Source organism: Alsobacter sp. P4_H11 (assembly GCF_056400925.1).
Genome location: NZ_JBFUKI010000006.1, coordinates 187511 through 201717, shown reverse-complemented (window position 1 = coordinate 201717; position 14207 = coordinate 187511). Strand labels below are relative to the sequence as shown.

Annotated in this window: 12 protein-coding genes; 9 read left to right on the top strand and 3 right to left on the bottom strand. The window is 69.7% G+C overall.

Going from position 1 to position 14207, the window contains the following annotated elements; genetic code table 11:
- Positions 1–4: 4 nt before the first annotated feature.
- Both AC1DSZ_RS12515 and AC1DSZ_RS12510 read left to right on the top strand, forming a co-directional pair.
- Complete coding sequence (locus AC1DSZ_RS12515; protein WP_476838695.1) at positions 5–1120, top strand: pyridoxal phosphate-dependent aminotransferase; 1116 nt, start codon at positions 5–7, stop codon at positions 1118–1120.
- Positions 1113–2057 carry a prephenate/arogenate dehydrogenase family protein gene (locus AC1DSZ_RS12510; RefSeq protein ID WP_476838694.1) on the top strand — a complete coding sequence of 315 codons (945 nt, stop codon included), beginning with the start codon at positions 1113–1115 and terminating at the stop codon, positions 2055–2057. Before AC1DSZ_RS12515 ends, AC1DSZ_RS12510 begins: the two co-directional genes overlap by 8 nt.
- A 150-nt stretch (positions 2058–2207) precedes the next feature.
- Here the strand turns inward: AC1DSZ_RS12510 and AC1DSZ_RS12505 are convergent, their stop codons facing one another.
- The gene (locus AC1DSZ_RS12505) at positions 2208–3029 is read right to left on the bottom strand and encodes an RluA family pseudouridine synthase (protein WP_476838693.1); all 822 of its coding nucleotides are present in this window, start codon (positions 3027–3029) and stop codon (positions 2208–2210) included.
- Between the two features lie 51 nt (positions 3030–3080).
- On the opposite strand from AC1DSZ_RS12505, the gene ftsY reads away from it, so the two are divergent.
- From ftsY to acs, 3 genes are all read left to right on the top strand, one after another.
- The gene (gene ftsY / locus AC1DSZ_RS12500; protein WP_476838692.1) at positions 3081–4277 is read left to right on the top strand and encodes a signal recognition particle-docking protein FtsY; all 1197 of its coding nucleotides are present in this window, start codon (positions 3081–3083) and stop codon (positions 4275–4277) included.
- Positions 4278–4334: 57 nt separating this feature from the next.
- Positions 4335–4751 (top strand): EVE domain-containing protein, encoded by a 417-nt coding sequence (locus tag AC1DSZ_RS12495; protein ID WP_476838691.1) that lies wholly within the window; start codon positions 4335–4337, stop codon positions 4749–4751.
- 159 nt (positions 4752–4910) lie between these two features.
- A complete protein-coding gene (acs, locus tag AC1DSZ_RS12490; protein WP_476838690.1) occupies positions 4911–6854 on the top strand; it encodes an acetate--CoA ligase in 1944 nt (647 codons plus the stop codon).
- 305 nt (positions 6855–7159) lie between these two features.
- Here acs and AC1DSZ_RS12485 read toward each other — a convergent pair whose 3' ends face one another.
- Positions 7160–8554, bottom strand: coding sequence for an RsmB/NOP family class I SAM-dependent RNA methyltransferase (locus AC1DSZ_RS12485; protein WP_476838689.1), 1395 nt, complete (start codon positions 8552–8554; stop codon positions 7160–7162).
- A 110-nt stretch (positions 8555–8664) separates the two neighbouring features.
- Between AC1DSZ_RS12485 and AC1DSZ_RS12480 the strand changes: the two genes are divergently transcribed.
- The 3 genes from AC1DSZ_RS12480 (at position 8665) to AC1DSZ_RS12470 (ending at position 11629) form a co-directional block, all read left to right on the top strand.
- Positions 8665–8889: a DUF1674 domain-containing protein gene (locus AC1DSZ_RS12480; protein WP_476838688.1), complete on the top strand. Its 225-nt coding sequence runs from the start codon at positions 8665–8667 to the stop codon at positions 8887–8889.
- A gap of 561 nt (positions 8890–9450) precedes the next feature.
- Entirely contained in the window at positions 9451–10164 is a 714-nt protein-coding gene (locus AC1DSZ_RS12475; protein WP_476838687.1) for an OmpW/AlkL family protein, read from the top strand.
- Between the two features lie 124 nt (positions 10165–10288).
- The gene (locus AC1DSZ_RS12470; RefSeq protein ID WP_476838686.1) at positions 10289–11629 is read left to right on the top strand and encodes a class I SAM-dependent methyltransferase; all 1341 of its coding nucleotides are present in this window, start codon (positions 10289–10291) and stop codon (positions 11627–11629) included.
- Here AC1DSZ_RS12470 and AC1DSZ_RS12465 read toward each other — a convergent pair.
- A complete protein-coding gene (locus AC1DSZ_RS12465) occupies positions 11619–12125 on the bottom strand; it encodes a L,D-transpeptidase (protein WP_476838685.1) in 507 nt (168 codons plus the stop codon). The genes AC1DSZ_RS12470 and AC1DSZ_RS12465 overlap by 11 nt on opposite strands.
- Before the next feature lie 266 nt (positions 12126–12391).
- On the opposite strand from AC1DSZ_RS12465, the gene AC1DSZ_RS12460 reads away from it, so the two are divergent.
- Positions 12392–14152, top strand: a complete 1761-nt coding sequence (locus tag AC1DSZ_RS12460; RefSeq protein ID WP_476838684.1) for a heparinase II/III family protein — start codon at positions 12392–12394, stop codon at positions 14150–14152.
- Positions 14153–14207: the final 55 nt, after the last annotated feature.

Sequence of the window (14207 nt, the reverse complement as noted above, 5' to 3'; positions counted from 1 at the left end):
CCCGATGAGCACAGCCCTTTCGACCCGCCCCGTTCCGCGCCCCGGCGTCCTGGACATCGAGGCCTATGTTCCCGGCAAGAGCGGCGCGCCGGCCGGCGTGAAGGTGCACAAGCTCTCGTCCAACGAGACGCCGCTCGGGGCCTCGCCGCGCGCCGCCGAGGCCTACCGCAAGGCGGCCGACAAGCTGGAATTCTACCCGGACGGCTCGGCTACGGGCCTGCGCGAGGCCATCGCGGCCAAATACGGCCTCGACCCGGCCCGCATCGTCTGCGGCGCAGGTTCGGACGAGCTCCTGAACCTGCTGACCCATGCCTATGTGGGCCCGGGCGACGAGGGCATCTACTCGCAATACGGATTCCTGGTCTACAAGATCGCCCTGCTGGCGGCCGGCGGCACGCCCGTCGTGGTTCCCGAAAAGGACTTCCACGCCGACGTGGACGGCATCCTGGCGGCCGTGACGCCGCGCACCAAGATCGTGTTCCTGGCGAACCCCAACAACCCGACCGGCACCTACCTGCCCTTCGAGGAGGTGAAGCGCCTCCATGCCGGCCTGCCGCCGCATGTGCTTTTGGTGCTGGATGCCGCCTATGCGGAATATGTCCGCCGCAACGACTACGCGTCCGGGATCGAGCTCGTGTCGACCAGCGACAATGTCGTGATGTGCCGCACTTTCTCGAAGATCTACGGGCTCGCGCTGCTGCGGCTCGGCTGGTGCTATGCGCCCGCCCATGTGGCGGACGCGCTGAACCGCATTCGCGGGCCGTTCAATGTCGGCGGGCCGGCGCTGGAGGCCGGCGTCGCCGCGGTGGCGGACGACGCCCACGTGGCGGCCGCGATCGCCCATAACGAGCAGTGGCTGCCCTGGCTCACCGCCGAGATCGAGGCGCTCGGCCTCAAGGTCACGCCCAGCGTCGGCAACTTCCTGCTGATCCATTTCCCCGAGACCGGCAAGACCGCCAAGGCGGCCGACGCTTTCCTGACCCAGCGCGGGCTCGTGCTGCGCGCCGTTGGCGCCTACGGGCTGCCCAACGCGCTGCGGCTCACGATCGGGGGCGAGGAGGCGAACCGCCTCGTCGTGCAGGCGCTCGGCGATTTCATGAAAGGCGGGGCCGGTGCCTGAACGTCTGGGACCGCCGCTCGAACAACCGCTGTTCGACCGGCTCGTGATTGTCGGCCTGGGGCTGATCGGCTCCTCGCTGGCGCGGGCCGCGCGGCATCTCCATCTGGCTCGCACCGTCGTGGCGGCGGACGCCTCGCCGGCCGTGCGCGCCCGGGTAGCCGAGCTCGGCATCGTGGACGAAGTCTGCGACAGCGTGGCGCAGGCCGTGCGCGGCGCCGACTACGTGATCCTGTGCGTGCCGGTGGGCGCGTGCGGGGCCGTGGCGGCCGAGATGAGCGGCGCGCTGGTTCCCGGCGCGATCGTGTCGGACGTGGGCTCCGTGAAGGGCTCGGTGGTCGCGCAGGTGCAGCCGCATCTGACGTCCGGCGTGCATTTCGTGCCCGCCCACCCGGTGGCCGGGACGGAGCATTCGGGCCCAGACGCGGGCTTCGCGACACTGTTCCACGGTCGCTGGTGCATCCTGACGCCGCCCGAGGGCACGGATCCCGATCCGGTCGCGCAGGTGCGGGCGTTCTGGGAGGCGCTCGGCTCCAACGTCGAGATCATGACCCCTCAGCATCACGACCTGGTCCTGGCCATCACCAGCCATGTGCCGCACCTCATCGCTTACAACATCGTCGGCACGGCGGCGGACCTCGAGGAGGTCACGCAGAGCGAGGTGATCAAGTTCTCGGCCGGCGGTTTCCGCGACTTCACCCGCATCGCGGCGTCGGATCCCACCATGTGGCGCGACGTGTTCCTGAACAACAAGGACGCCGTGCTGGAGATGCTGGGGCGCTTCAACGAGGACCTCTCGGCCCTGCAGCGCGCCATCCGGTGGAACGACGGCGAGGCGCTGTTCAACCTGTTCTCGCGCACCCGCACGATCCGCCGCGGCATCATCGACGTCGGCCAGGAAACGCCCGAGCCGGACTTCGGCCGCCGCAAGGCGGATTGATCCCAACCCTCCCCGTCATCCCCGGCCGGAGCGGCGTAGCCGCGGAGGGGAAGGGGATCCAGAGCCGCCGCGCTCACCCCTGGATCCCCTTCCCGCCCCGCTTCGCGGGTCGCCGGGGATGACGGCTGAGAGCGTGCGGCTTCAAAGAAATTAGTCCTGCGGCGTTTCCCGATCACTCGAGATGTCCCCTGCCGAAGCAGGCTCCACGCCGTCCCACCCACACGCCAGCAGCCTTTCGCGCATGTGCCCGGGGACGGGCGCGGTCGCCACCACGGGCTCCTTGTTCTTGGAGATCGGCACCACGATCTCGCGCGAATGCAGGTGCAGCGGCGGGCCGCCGTCGCGCGGACCGGTTCCGTAGATGGGATCGCCCAGGATGGGCCAGCCCATGGCCTGGCAGTGGACGCGCAACTGATGGGTGCGGCCGGTGATCGGCTCCAGCGCCAGCCAGGCGATCGGCAGCCTCGTGGCGGGGTCCTCGCCCCGGCCCACCACGCGCCAGAGGGTGCGGGAGGGCTGGCCGGCGGGATCGACCTTCATCCACCAGCCGCGGTTCTCGTCGAGACGGCCGAGCGGCAGGTCGATCTCGCCGGCGTCCTCGGCGGGAGAACCCTCCACCACGGCCCAGTAGGTCTTGCCAACCTTGCCCTGCTTGAACAGCAGCCCCAGCTTTTCCAGCGCCTTGCGGTGCCGGCCCAGCACGAGGCAGCCGGAGGTGTCCTTGTCGAGCCGGTGCGCCAGCGCGGGAACGCGCGGCAGGCCATACATCAGCTGGTCGAAGAACTGCTCGAGGTTGATCTCGCCCGGGCGCGAGCCTTTGGGACCGCGATGCACCGGGACGCCGGCCGGCTTGTCGAGGATCAGCATCAGCCCGTCGCGATGGAGCAGCCGCGCTTCGAGGTCGAGCGCGGGCGCGTTCGCGGCCTTGGTCGGGGGGGCGGCGGAGCCCCACAGGGATGCGGATGCGGTCATCAGGCGGGCTTATCCCTTTCCGGCTTCCGCCGAAACCGCTATCGAGGCCCCATGAGCGACGAGACCGAGAAGAAGCCCGGATTTTTCTCCCGCCTGTTCGGGCGCGAGCAGCCCGCGCCTGCGCCGACCCCCGCGCCCGAGCCTGCGACGCCGGACGACCCCGTGGCCGAAGATCCGGAGGGCGAAGCGCTTCAGGAGGCCTCGGTCGCCGAGGAGCTCATGGCGGCCTTCCCGGGCGTCGTCGTGCCACCGCCGGAGCTCGCCGACGCGCCCGCGCTCGCCGACGCGCCTACGCTCGCCGAGGAGTCCGCGCCGGAGCCTCCCGCCGCGAAACGCTCCTGGTGGACGCGCCTCAAGGAGGGGCTGACGCGCTCGTCGTCCGCCATCGGCGGCGGCATCACGGACATTTTCACCAAGCGCAAGCTCGACGCCGACACGCTGGAGGATCTCGAGGACGTGCTCGTGCAGGCCGACCTCGGCGTCACGGTGGCGTCCCGCATCGTCGAGGCGGTCGGCAAGGGCCGATACGGCAAAGACATCGCGCCCGAGGAGGTGAAGCAGATCCTCGCCGCCGAGGTCGAGCGCGTGCTCGCGCCCGTCGCGCGGCCGCTGGTGATCGATGCGACGAAGAAGCCCTTCGTGATCCTGATGGTGGGCGTGAACGGCTCGGGCAAGACCACCACGATTGGCAAGCTCTCGGCCAAGCTGAAGGCCGATGGCAAGACCCTGATGCTGGCCGCCGGCGACACGTTCCGGGCCGCCGCGATCGAGCAGCTGAAGGTCTGGGGCGAGCGCGTCGGCGCCCCCGTGGTGGCGCGCCAGCAGGGCGCGGACGCGGCCGGGCTCGCGTTCGACGCGCTCACGCAAGCGCGCGAGGCCGGGACGGACGTGCTCCTGATCGACACCGCCGGGCGGCTGCAGAACCGCACCGAGCTGATGGCCGAGTTGGAGAAGGTCGTGCGCGTTCTGCGCAAGCTCGACGCCGAGGCGCCGCACGCCGTGCTGCTGGTGCTGGACGCCACCGTGGGCCAGAACGCCCTGTCGCAGGCCGAGATCTTCGGCAGAATAGCGGGCGTCACCGGGCTGGTGATGACCAAGCTCGACGGCACCGCGCGCGGCGGCATCCTGGTGGCGCTGGCGGCGAAGTTCGGCCTGCCGGTGCATTTCATCGGCGTCGGCGAGGGGATCGAGGATCTCGAACCGTTCGAGGCGCGCGATTTCGCCCGCGCGATCGCCGGGCTGGAGTAGCGCTCCCGGCCGCGCTTGCGCTAGATCACGTCCACGCCCTCATCGGAACGCCCTACCATGGCCCACTGGCTCTTCAAGTCCGAACCCGACGTGTTCTCGTGGGACGCCCTGGTGGCGGAGGGCGACAAGGGCACGCACTGGAACGGCGTGCGCAACCATTCGGCCAAGCTCAACCTCATGGCGATGCGGCTCGGCGATCGCGGGTTCTTCTACCATTCCAACGTTGGCAAGGAGATCGTCGGCATCGTGGAGGTGATCCGCGAGGCCTATCCGGACCACACGGCCCCGGAGGGCTCGCCCTGGGTGATGGTGGACATCAAGGCCGTCGAGATGCTGCCCCGCCCCGTGTCGCTCGGCGCCGTCAAGCTCGAGCCGCGCCTCGCCAAGATGGCGCTGGTCACCTCCATGCGGCTCTCCGTGCAGCCGGTGACGGACGCCGAATGGAACGTGGTGCGCGAAATGAGCGGGCTCTGAGGCCTCCTTCCAAAGTCGCCCCGACCAAAGCACGAGCGCGGCATGCCTTGCGCGGGCGCCGACGCTTCGCATAATTGCGCCCAACAGAGGTCGACCCCGCGACCCGACTGAGTTGCATCGGCCGCCGCAGGGCGGTCGCGCGTTTTGGGAGAAAGCGCCATGTCCGAGAAGGTCTATCCCGTCAGCGCCGACTGGGCGAAGCGCGCCTGGGTCGACGGCGCGAAATACCAGTCCATGTACGCCGAGTCCGTGCGGGACCCCTCCGCCTTCTGGGGCGAGCAGGGCAAGCGGATCGAGTGGATCAAGCCCTACACCAAGGTCAAGGACGTCAGCTACGCGCCCGGCGCGGTCTCGATCAAGTGGTTCGAGGACGGCCAGACCAACGTGGCGCTGAACTGCGTCGACAGGCACCTGGCGACGCGCGGCGACCAGACGGCGATCATCTGGGAAGGCGACGACCCGAACGAGTCGAAGCTGATCACCTATCGCCAGCTGCATGAGGAAGTCTGCCGCTTCGCCAACGTGCTGAAGGCGCATGGCGTCCGCAAGGGCGACCGCGTCACCATCTACCTGCCGATGATCCCGGAAGCCGCCTACGCGATGCTGGCCTGCGCCCGCGTCGGCGCCATCCACTCCATCGTGTTCGGCGGCTTCTCGCCGGATTCGCTGGCGAGCCGCATCGAGGACGCGGCTTCGGCCGTAGTGATCACCGCCGACGAGGGCCTGCGCGGCGGCCGCAAGGTGCCGCTGAAGGCCAATGTGGACGCCGCCGCCGACAAGGTGGACTGCCTCAAGACCGTGCTGGTGGTGCGCCGCACCGGCGGCTCGATCGCGATGAAGGAGGGCCGCGACGTCTGGTACGACGAGGCCGCCGCCAAGGCGTCGACCGACTGCCCGGTCGAGCCGATGAACGCCGAGGACCCGCTCTTCCTGCTCTACACGTCCGGCTCCACCGGCAAGCCCAAGGGCGTGGTGCACACCACGGGCGGATATCTCGTCTACGCGTCGATGACGCACCAGTACGTGTTCGATTACCACGACGGCGACGTCTACTGGTGCACGGCCGATGTGGGCTGGGTCACGGGCCACAGCTACATCGTGTACGGCCCGCTCGCCAACGGCGCGACCACGCTGATGTTCGAGGGCATCCCGACCTATCCGTCGATCTCGCGCTTCTGGGACGTGGTCGACAAGCACAAGGTCAACATCTTCTACACGGCCCCGACCGCGATCCGCTCGCTGATGGGCGCCGGCGAGGAGCCGGTGAAGCGCACGTCGCGCTCGTCGCTGCGCCTGCTCGGCTCGGTGGGCGAGCCGATCAACCCGGAAGCTTGGGAATGGTACTACCGGGTGGTGGGCGACAACCGCTGCCCCATCGTCGACACCTGGTGGCAGACCGAGACCGGCGGCATCCTGATCTCGCCGCTGCCGGGCGCCACCGCGCAGAAGCCGGGCTCGGCGACGCTGCCGTTCTTTGGCGTGCAGCCGCAGGTGGTGGACGCCGAAGGCAAGGTGCTGGAAGGCCCCTGCGAGGGCAACCTCGTGATCGCGGACTCCTGGCCGGGCCAGATGCGCACCGTCTATGGCGATCACCAGCGCTTCATGGAAACCTACTTCGCCACCTACCCGAATAAGTACTTCACGGGCGACGGCTGCCGCCGCGACGCCGACGGGTACTACTGGATCACCGGGCGCGTCGACGACGTGATCAACGTGTCCGGCCACCGCATGGGCACGGCCGAGGTCGAGAGCGCGCTGGTGGCGCACCCGAAGGTCTCGGAGGCGGCCGTGGTCGGCTATCCGCACGACATCAAGGGCCAGGGCATCTACGCCTACGTGACCCTGATGACCGGCGAGGAGCCCACCGAGGCGCTGCGCAAGGAGCTCGTGACCTGGGTCCGCAAGGAGATCGGCCCGATCGCGTCGCCGGACCTGATCCAGTTCGCGCCCGGCCTGCCCAAGACCCGCTCGGGCAAGATCATGCGCCGCATCCTGCGCAAGATCGCCGAGGACGAGTTCGGCTCGCTGGGCGACACCTCGACGCTGGCGGATCCCGGCGTGGTCAACGACCTCATCGACAACCGCCAGAACAAGCGCGCCTGATCGGGCATAGAGCCCTTCTCCCCGGCACGGGGAGAAGGTGGCCCGAAGGGCCGGATGAGGGGAGCGGCGAGGGCGTTGATCGCGTTGCCGACGCAAGCCTCGCCGTCATTGCGAGCGAAGCGAAGCAATCCAGCTGACGCTGGGCCTTCGCCCGGCACCTGGATTGCTTCGCTTCGCTCGCAATGACGGGAGTGTGGTCCTGCGGCCGTGAGGAACGCCCAGACTCCCGCCTCGTGCCCTGGATCCCCTTCCCGGCGCTACGCGCCGCCGGGGATGACGGCGAGAGTTGAGCCTCTGGAGAAATATCAGGCTGAAGCCTTCACCAGCCGTGCGGCGTAGAACCCGTCAAGCCCGCTCAGGCGCGGCTCCTCGTTGGGCAGCATGAACGGCAGGGTGCGCAGGTCGCCGTCGGTCGACACCGCTTCGGGAATGCCGGCCTCGTCGGCCGTGATCGGGGCGCGCTTGAAGTCGAGGTGGCGGGCCAGGAACATCTGGACCTGCCGCTCGCCTTCCTCGAATTCCAGCGAACACACGCAATAAACCAGCCGCCCGCCGGGCCGCAGCAGCTTGGCGGCCTTGTCGAGCAGGCGCGTCTGCAGGCTGGCGAGCTTCACGAGGTCCGGGTCGTCCTTGGTCCAGGCGACGTCCGGATGGCGGCGCAGCGTGCCGGTGGCCGTGCAGGGCGCGTCGAGCAGGATGGCGTCGAAGCCGTCTGCATCGTCCAGCAACAGCGCGTCGAGGGCGCGGGTTTCCACCTTGAGGCCGAGACGCTCCATGTTGGCCGAAAGCCGGCCGAGCCGCGCCTCGGAGCGGTCCACCGCCAGCACGGTCGCGCCGGCAGCCGCCAGCTGGGCGGTCTTGCCGCCCGGGGCCGCGCAGAGGTCGGCGACGCGCTCGCCGGGCTTCACGTCCAGCAGGCGCGCCGGGATGGCGGCGGCGGCGTCCTGCACCCACCAGTCGCCCTCGGCGTAACCCGGCAGGGAGGGGAGAGCCGCGCGGCTGCGCAGGCGCAGCGAGCCGGTCGGCAGCACGAGCGCATCCAGGGTCTCGGCCAGCGCGGCGGGATCGCGCTTGGGGGTGAGGTCCACCGAGGCTTCGTTGAGCTGCGCGGCCGCGATCCGGGCCGCGGTTTCGGCGCCGTAGTGGGCCGTCCAGCGCTTGGCCAGCCATTCGGGCGCTTCGTCGGCCAGCGGATCGAGGGCGGCCAGGATCTCGGCCTTCTCGCGGCCGATGCGGCGCAGCACCGCGTTGGCGAGGCCGGAATAGCGCTCGGCCTTGCGGTCGGACTGGATCAGCCGGATCGTCAGGTCCACGGCCGCGTGGTCGGGCACGTCGAGCCAGAGGAGCTGCGCCGCGCCGGTCGCGAGCGCGGCCGCCAGCACGCCGGAGGAGGCCGGCATGCCGCTCTTGAGCCGAGCCAGCAGCGTCTCGCGGATGCTGCCGAAATGGCGGATCGCCACCATCGCGATGGCTCGGGCGAGAGCCCGGTCGCGGTCTTCCAGGGCGGCGGCTTCGGGGCCGTCCAGCAGGCGATCCAGCGTTTCGTCGAGCGCGCGGCGTTCGTCGAGAACCGCCATCACGGCCGCGGCCGCAAGCCGTCGGGCGGGCAGGCCCGGGACATCGGCGGGCGGCGCCTTCTGGGCCTGCGGCGCCCTGTCGGCCTGCGCGGGGCGGCCGGGCCGCTTGCTGTCTCGTTGCATAGGATCTCACCTTATCGCACGCGCGACGGCGTGCGGCATTGCGTTTCGCCCTTCGGCACACTTTATGGGCTGGAACAGCCACTTTTGCCATGGCAGCCGGACCAGCACCCATGACCGATCGCCAGCCCGACAACGACAACGACAATGGCGCCCAGCCCCCGGCGCCGAAGCGCCTTTCGCCCGCGGCAGAGCGCGCGCTTGCCGAAGCGCAGGCGCGCCGCGCCGCCATCGACGCCGAGGCTGCCGCGCGGCCGCCCGAGCGGGACGGCCGCGGCGGGCTCGAACCCGTGCGCTATGGCGACTGGGAGATCAAGGGCCTGACGGCGGATTTCTGAGCGGCTCTCCAGAACTAGGCCGCCGCCGGGCCTGTGCGCCCGCTCGTGATACCGCCTCGCCGTCATTGCGAGCCGGAGGCGAAGCAATCCAGCCTAAGGGCCCCCGCGTTAGGCTGGATTGCTTCGCTGTCGCTCGCAATGACGGGAGGGTGGCGCGGCCGTTCCAGCGCCTGTCAGGCGTTGTGTTACCTGACCGCCGTCATCCCCGGCGACCTGCGAAGCAGGTCGGGAAGGGGATCCAGAGCAAAGGCGCCCACTCCTGATCCCCTTCCCGGCGCTGCGCGCCGCCGGGGATGACGGAGAGAGTAAGCCAATAGCCGGGGCGTCAGGCTGGATTGCTTCGCTGTCGCCGCAATGACGGGAGGGTGGCCAGGGCATTCCGGCCCCTTGCCATTCATAACCCTCGACCAGTGTGTTGCAGCTTTGCCACTGACTGGCTGAAGCTGTGCGGTTTTGATCCAGATCAACTCCCGCGTGTGGGCACGGGATCATCAAGGCCCCATAGATCCCGCGGCCGCTTCTCCCCCGAAGGCGCACCGGGTTCGCTTCCGGGGTACCATCATGAAAACCGTCTCCACCGTCGCGCTTGCGGCCGCCCTTCTGGCCGGCACCATCCTCTCCGCCAACGCGGCGGACCTCCCCTCCGCTAAGCAGCCGCCCGTGTTCGTCGAAATGGCGCAGAGCCCCTGGATGGTGCGCGTGCGCGCCGTCGGGGTGATCCCGCAGGAGTCCACAAACAACTTCCGCGTGTTCGGCGTGCCCGTGGCGGGCGAGAAGGTCGAAGTATCCGACTCGATCATCCCCGAGCTCGACATCACCTACTTCTTCACGCCGAACTTCGCGGCGGAGCTGGTTCTGGGCACGACGCCCCATAATCTGAGCCTGAAGGACAATGCCGGCCTGCTGGGCCCGACGGGCGCGAAATACGCCGTCGGCCGCACCTGGCTGCTGCCCCCGACGCTTACCGCGCAGTACCACTTCACGAATTTCGGCGCGTTCAAGCCCTATGTGGGCGCGGGCCTGAACTACACGATCTTCTACGGCGAGGACGCGAAGGGCCTGATCACCAGGCTCAGCGTCAAGGACAGCGTCGGCTTCGCGCTGCAGGCCGGCTTCGACTACATGCTCGACAAGCACTGGGGCATCAATTTCGACGTCAAGAAGCTCTGGCTGCAGACCGAGGCGAAGGCTTCCGTGGTGGGCGTGGTGCCGGTCAAGACCAAGGTCAATCTCGATCCCTGGCTGGTCGGCGTCGGCGTCACCTACCGGTTCTGATTCTCGGCCGCATTCGACCTCCGACGGCCCGCCTCGCGCGGGCCGTTTGTTTTTCGCGCGGCCGAATTGATCCGGCGGCTCTTCTCGCTAGAGTGGCGGCCCCTTTCGATGTTGGGCTGCTTTCATGGACGACAAGGCGCGCAAGAGGCTCGCGGCGTTGCGGGCCGCGCTCGCGGACGCGCACGACACGCTTAAGCTCGGCTTCGCGTTTCGGCTCTGGGACGGGACCACCGTTCCGGCCAACTGGCCAGCGGATGGGCTGCGCATCGCGGTCGCGGACGAGGGCGTGTTCGCGTCGCTCCTGCGCCGGCCCAAGCTCGACACCCTGATCGAGGCGCATGTGGCGGGCCGGATCGAGCTCGAGAACGGCACGATCTTCGATCTCGCAAAGGCGCGCCCGGAGGGCAAGACCGGCCGGCTGGCGCGCAAGCTCTCGAAGCTGAAGCTGCTGAAGGCCGCAGGCCTGTTCCTGCTGGCGCCGCGCGAGGCGCGCAAAGGCCTCGGCGGCATCGAGGACGACGCGTCGCGGCGTTCCGGGAAGGCGCAGACCAACCAGGAGAACATTTCCTACCACTACGACGTCTCGAACGCCTTCTACCGGCTCTTTCTCGACGACGAGATGGTCTACACCTGCGCTTATTACCAGCCGGACTGGCACGACGACCTCGACCGCGCCCAGCGCGACAAGCTCGACATGATCTGCCGCAAGCTGCGGCTGAAACCTGGCGACCGCTTCCTCGACATCGGCTCGGGCTGGGGGGCGCTGATCTGCCATGCGGCGCAACACTATGGCGTCCAGGCGACCGGGGTTACGCTCTCCAGGGAGCAGCTCGCGCACGCGACCGAGAAGGCGGCCCGGCTTGGCCTGTCGGACCGCGTCACCGTGGAATTGAAGGACTACCGGGCGCTGGACCGGGAGTTCGACAAGATCGCGTCCATCGGCATGTTCGAGCATGTCGGCATCGACAACCACGCGGCCTATTTCGCGACCATCAACAAGCTGCTGCGCCCGCGCGGGCTCTACCTGCACCACGCGATCTCACGCCCGGCCAAGGGCGACGACAAGGCCTTTCGCCGGATGCGGCCCGAATACAAGGCGCTGGTGCGCTACATCTTCCCGGGCGGCGAGCTCGACCATCTCGGCATGTCGATCGCCAACATGGAGCGCGCCAAGCTGGAGGTGCACGACGTCGAGGGCTGGCGCGAGCACTACGCCCGCACGACGCGGATCTGGTTCGAGCGGCTCAACGCCAACCGGGCCGCCGCAGAGGCCGAGGTCGGGCCGGAAAAGACCCGGATGTGGCTGTTGTACCTGGCCGGCTGTTCGCTCGCGTTCGAGCGCTCGGCGGTTGGCATCTTCCAGACGCTGGTGTCGAAGCGCAACAAGGGACCGGCCGGCCTGCCGCCGAGCCGGGCCGACCTCTACGCGACGCGGGACGCGCCCACGCCCGTCGTTACGGCGTGACGTAGACGGTGGCGCCGACCGAGACCCGGTCGAAGAGGTCGATCACGTCCTCGTTGAACATGCGGATGCAGCCATAGGAGGCCGCCGTCCCGATGGAGGCGCGCATCTTGCGGGTGGTGCCGTGGATGGCGTACTCGCCGCCCGCCAGCGTCAAGGCGCGTGCGCCCATGGGGTTGTTCGGGCCGGGCGGGATGAGGTCCGGCATGCGCGGGTTGTCGCGCTTCACCTCGGCCGGCGGCGACCAGGCCGGCTCCACGTATTTGCCGTCGATCTTCGCCGCGCCCTGCCAGGACTTGCCGAGCTTGCCAACCGCCACCGGGTAGCGCAGGGCCGTTCCGTCGCCGAGCGAGAGGTAGAGCTTGCGCTCGGAGGTGCGGACCATGATGGCGCCGCGCTCCACGCCGCCCGAAAAGGGCACGCGCTCCACGGCGGCCTGCGCGGCCGCGGCTCCGGCGATCGTCAGGCTGGCTGCGAGAAACAGGGTCTTGCACGTCATGCGGGGATCCCGTCCGACAGGAGAAAGACCGATAACGCGGGCCGGCGAGGCAGCGCGAGTCATTCCGGTCGGAGCGGTAAACGCCGGTCCCGGCGTGGGCGTTGCATTCGAGCCATGCGGGTCGGAAAGGCGAAAGCCCTAGGGGCGGGCCTGCTGCATTGCTAAGACCTCGTTAACCATGGCCGCTTCAAGGTGGCCCGATCACGCGCTTATGGTTAGCGGTTGGTAAACGGACGGGCGTTGGCCCGTCGGGGGAGTGGGCCTGCTTGACGACACGCGTTGTCGCGGATCGCTGGCGACTGGCATGGCTCGCGACGCGTCTCGGGCTGCGGCGGAGCATGCGCGTCATCACGGCGCCGCTGCGGGCGCTGAAGCCGTCCGGCGCGCCCGCGGCCGAGCGGCTGGTGGTGGCCCCGCAGGACCTGCGCACCACCGATCCCACGGTGGCGAGCGACATCTATGCCGGCTATTTCGCGTTTTCGGGCAAGGTCGTGGCGGCGGGCGGCAAATCGCCCTTCCTGATCGACCCGCCCTCCGCCGCCTGGGCCGAGGGGCTGATGGGGTTCGGCTGGCTGCGGCATCTCAGGGCGGCCGAGTCGGCGCTCGCCCGCGCCAACGCCCGCGCGCTGGTGGACGACTGGATCGGCGCCTGGGGCCGGCCGCGCGGGGTCGCGTGGGAAACCGGCGTGATGGCGCGCCGGCTCATCTCGTGGCTCAGCCAGTCCCCGGTGATCCTCGACGGGGCGGACCGGGATTTCTATCGCAGGTTCCTGCGCTCCATCGTGCGCCAGAGCGTGCGGCTGCAGCGCCAGCTCGGGCGCACGGAGGATGGCGAGCGCCGGCTCCTGGGCGCGATCGCGCTCGCCTATGTGGCCTTGTGCACGGGCGCGAGCGCGGGCGCGCAACGCCGCGCCTCGCGCCAGCTCGCGGACGCGCTGGAGCGCCAGATCCTGCCCGATGGCGGGCATGTGGGGCGCAACCCGCGCACGCTCGTGGACCTGCTCACGGACCTGCTGCCGCTCAGGCAGGTCTACGCCAACCAGGGCGTGGAGCCGCCGCGCGCGCTGCTGAACGGCATCGACCGCATGATGCCGATGCTGCGGCTGTTCCGGCATGCGGATGGGTCGCTGGCCCTCTTCAACGGCATGAGCGTGACGCCGGCCGATACGCTGGCGACACTGCTCGCCTATACGGACGCCCGCTCGCAGGCCATGGAGAACGCGCCGCATAGCGGGTTCCAGCGCATCCAGGCGCGGGGCGCGCTGGTGATCATGGACGCCGGCAAGCCGCCGCCGGAGGATTTCTCCGGCCGCGCGCATGCGGGCTGCCTCTCGTTCGAGTTCTCGGATGGTCCGGCCCGCATCGTGGTGAATTGCGGTTCGCCGCCGCCGGGCGGCGACCACTGGCGCCAGCTGGCGCGCTCCACGGCGGCGCATTCCACCGTGACGGTGAACGACACCTCGTCCTGCCGCTTCGTGCAGGAAGGCTCGCCCTTTCTGGGATCGCCGATCCTGGCCGGCCCGCGCGACGTCCCGATGGAGCGGATCGCCCGGCGCGAGCCCGATCCGCCCGCCATCGGCATCGAGGCGAGCCATGACGGCTACCGGGCCGCGTTCGGCGTCATCCACCATCGCCGCGTGCTGGCCGAGCTCACGGGCGAGCGGCTGACCGGAGAGGACAGGATCCAGGTCCTCAACGCCCGGGGATCGCAGAACGGGCCCGACGCCTTCGCGGTGCGCTTCCATCTCCATCCAACGGTCACGGCCGAGCGCAGCGAGGATGGCCGCTCGGTGCGGCTGGCCTCCACCAACGGCCCGGCCTGGGTGTTCGACGCCGGCGGCATGATGGTGGGCATCGAGGAGAGCATCTTCTTCGCCGCCCCGGACGGCGCCCGCCGCAGCGAGCAGCTCGTGGTGCATGGCGCCTACCGGACGACGCCCGTGGTGGAATGGCGCTTCACGCGCGAGACCGCCGCCGGCCGCCGCGGCGCGGCGCAGGCCGAAAGCGCCCCCGCCGACCCGGCCTGACCTACGTCCCAAGCCCGTTTGACGGGCAGCCTTGCCGATAGGCGCATTCCCCGCC

Coding starts and splice junctions, on each gene's coding strand:
- AC1DSZ_RS12515 (WP_476838695.1), top strand. CDS start 5: ATGAGCACAGCCCTTTCGACCCGCCCCGTTCCGCGCCCCGGCGTCCTG.
- AC1DSZ_RS12505 (WP_476838693.1), bottom strand. CDS start 3,029: ATGACCGCATCCGCATCCCTGTGGGGCTCCGCCGCCCCCCCGACCAAG.
- ftsY (WP_476838692.1), top strand. CDS start 3,081: ATGAGCGACGAGACCGAGAAGAAGCCCGGATTTTTCTCCCGCCTGTTC.
- AC1DSZ_RS12495 (WP_476838691.1), top strand. CDS start 4,335: ATGGCCCACTGGCTCTTCAAGTCCGAACCCGACGTGTTCTCGTGGGAC.
- acs (WP_476838690.1), top strand. CDS start 4,911: ATGTCCGAGAAGGTCTATCCCGTCAGCGCCGACTGGGCGAAGCGCGCC.
- AC1DSZ_RS12485 (WP_476838689.1), bottom strand. CDS start 8,554: ATGCAACGAGACAGCAAGCGGCCCGGCCGCCCCGCGCAGGCCGACAGG.
- AC1DSZ_RS12480 (WP_476838688.1), top strand. CDS start 8,665: ATGACCGATCGCCAGCCCGACAACGACAACGACAATGGCGCCCAGCCC.
- AC1DSZ_RS12475 (WP_476838687.1), top strand. CDS start 9,451: ATGAAAACCGTCTCCACCGTCGCGCTTGCGGCCGCCCTTCTGGCCGGC.
- AC1DSZ_RS12470 (WP_476838686.1), top strand. CDS start 10,289: ATGGACGACAAGGCGCGCAAGAGGCTCGCGGCGTTGCGGGCCGCGCTC.
- AC1DSZ_RS12465 (WP_476838685.1), bottom strand. CDS start 12,125: ATGACGTGCAAGACCCTGTTTCTCGCAGCCAGCCTGACGATCGCCGGA.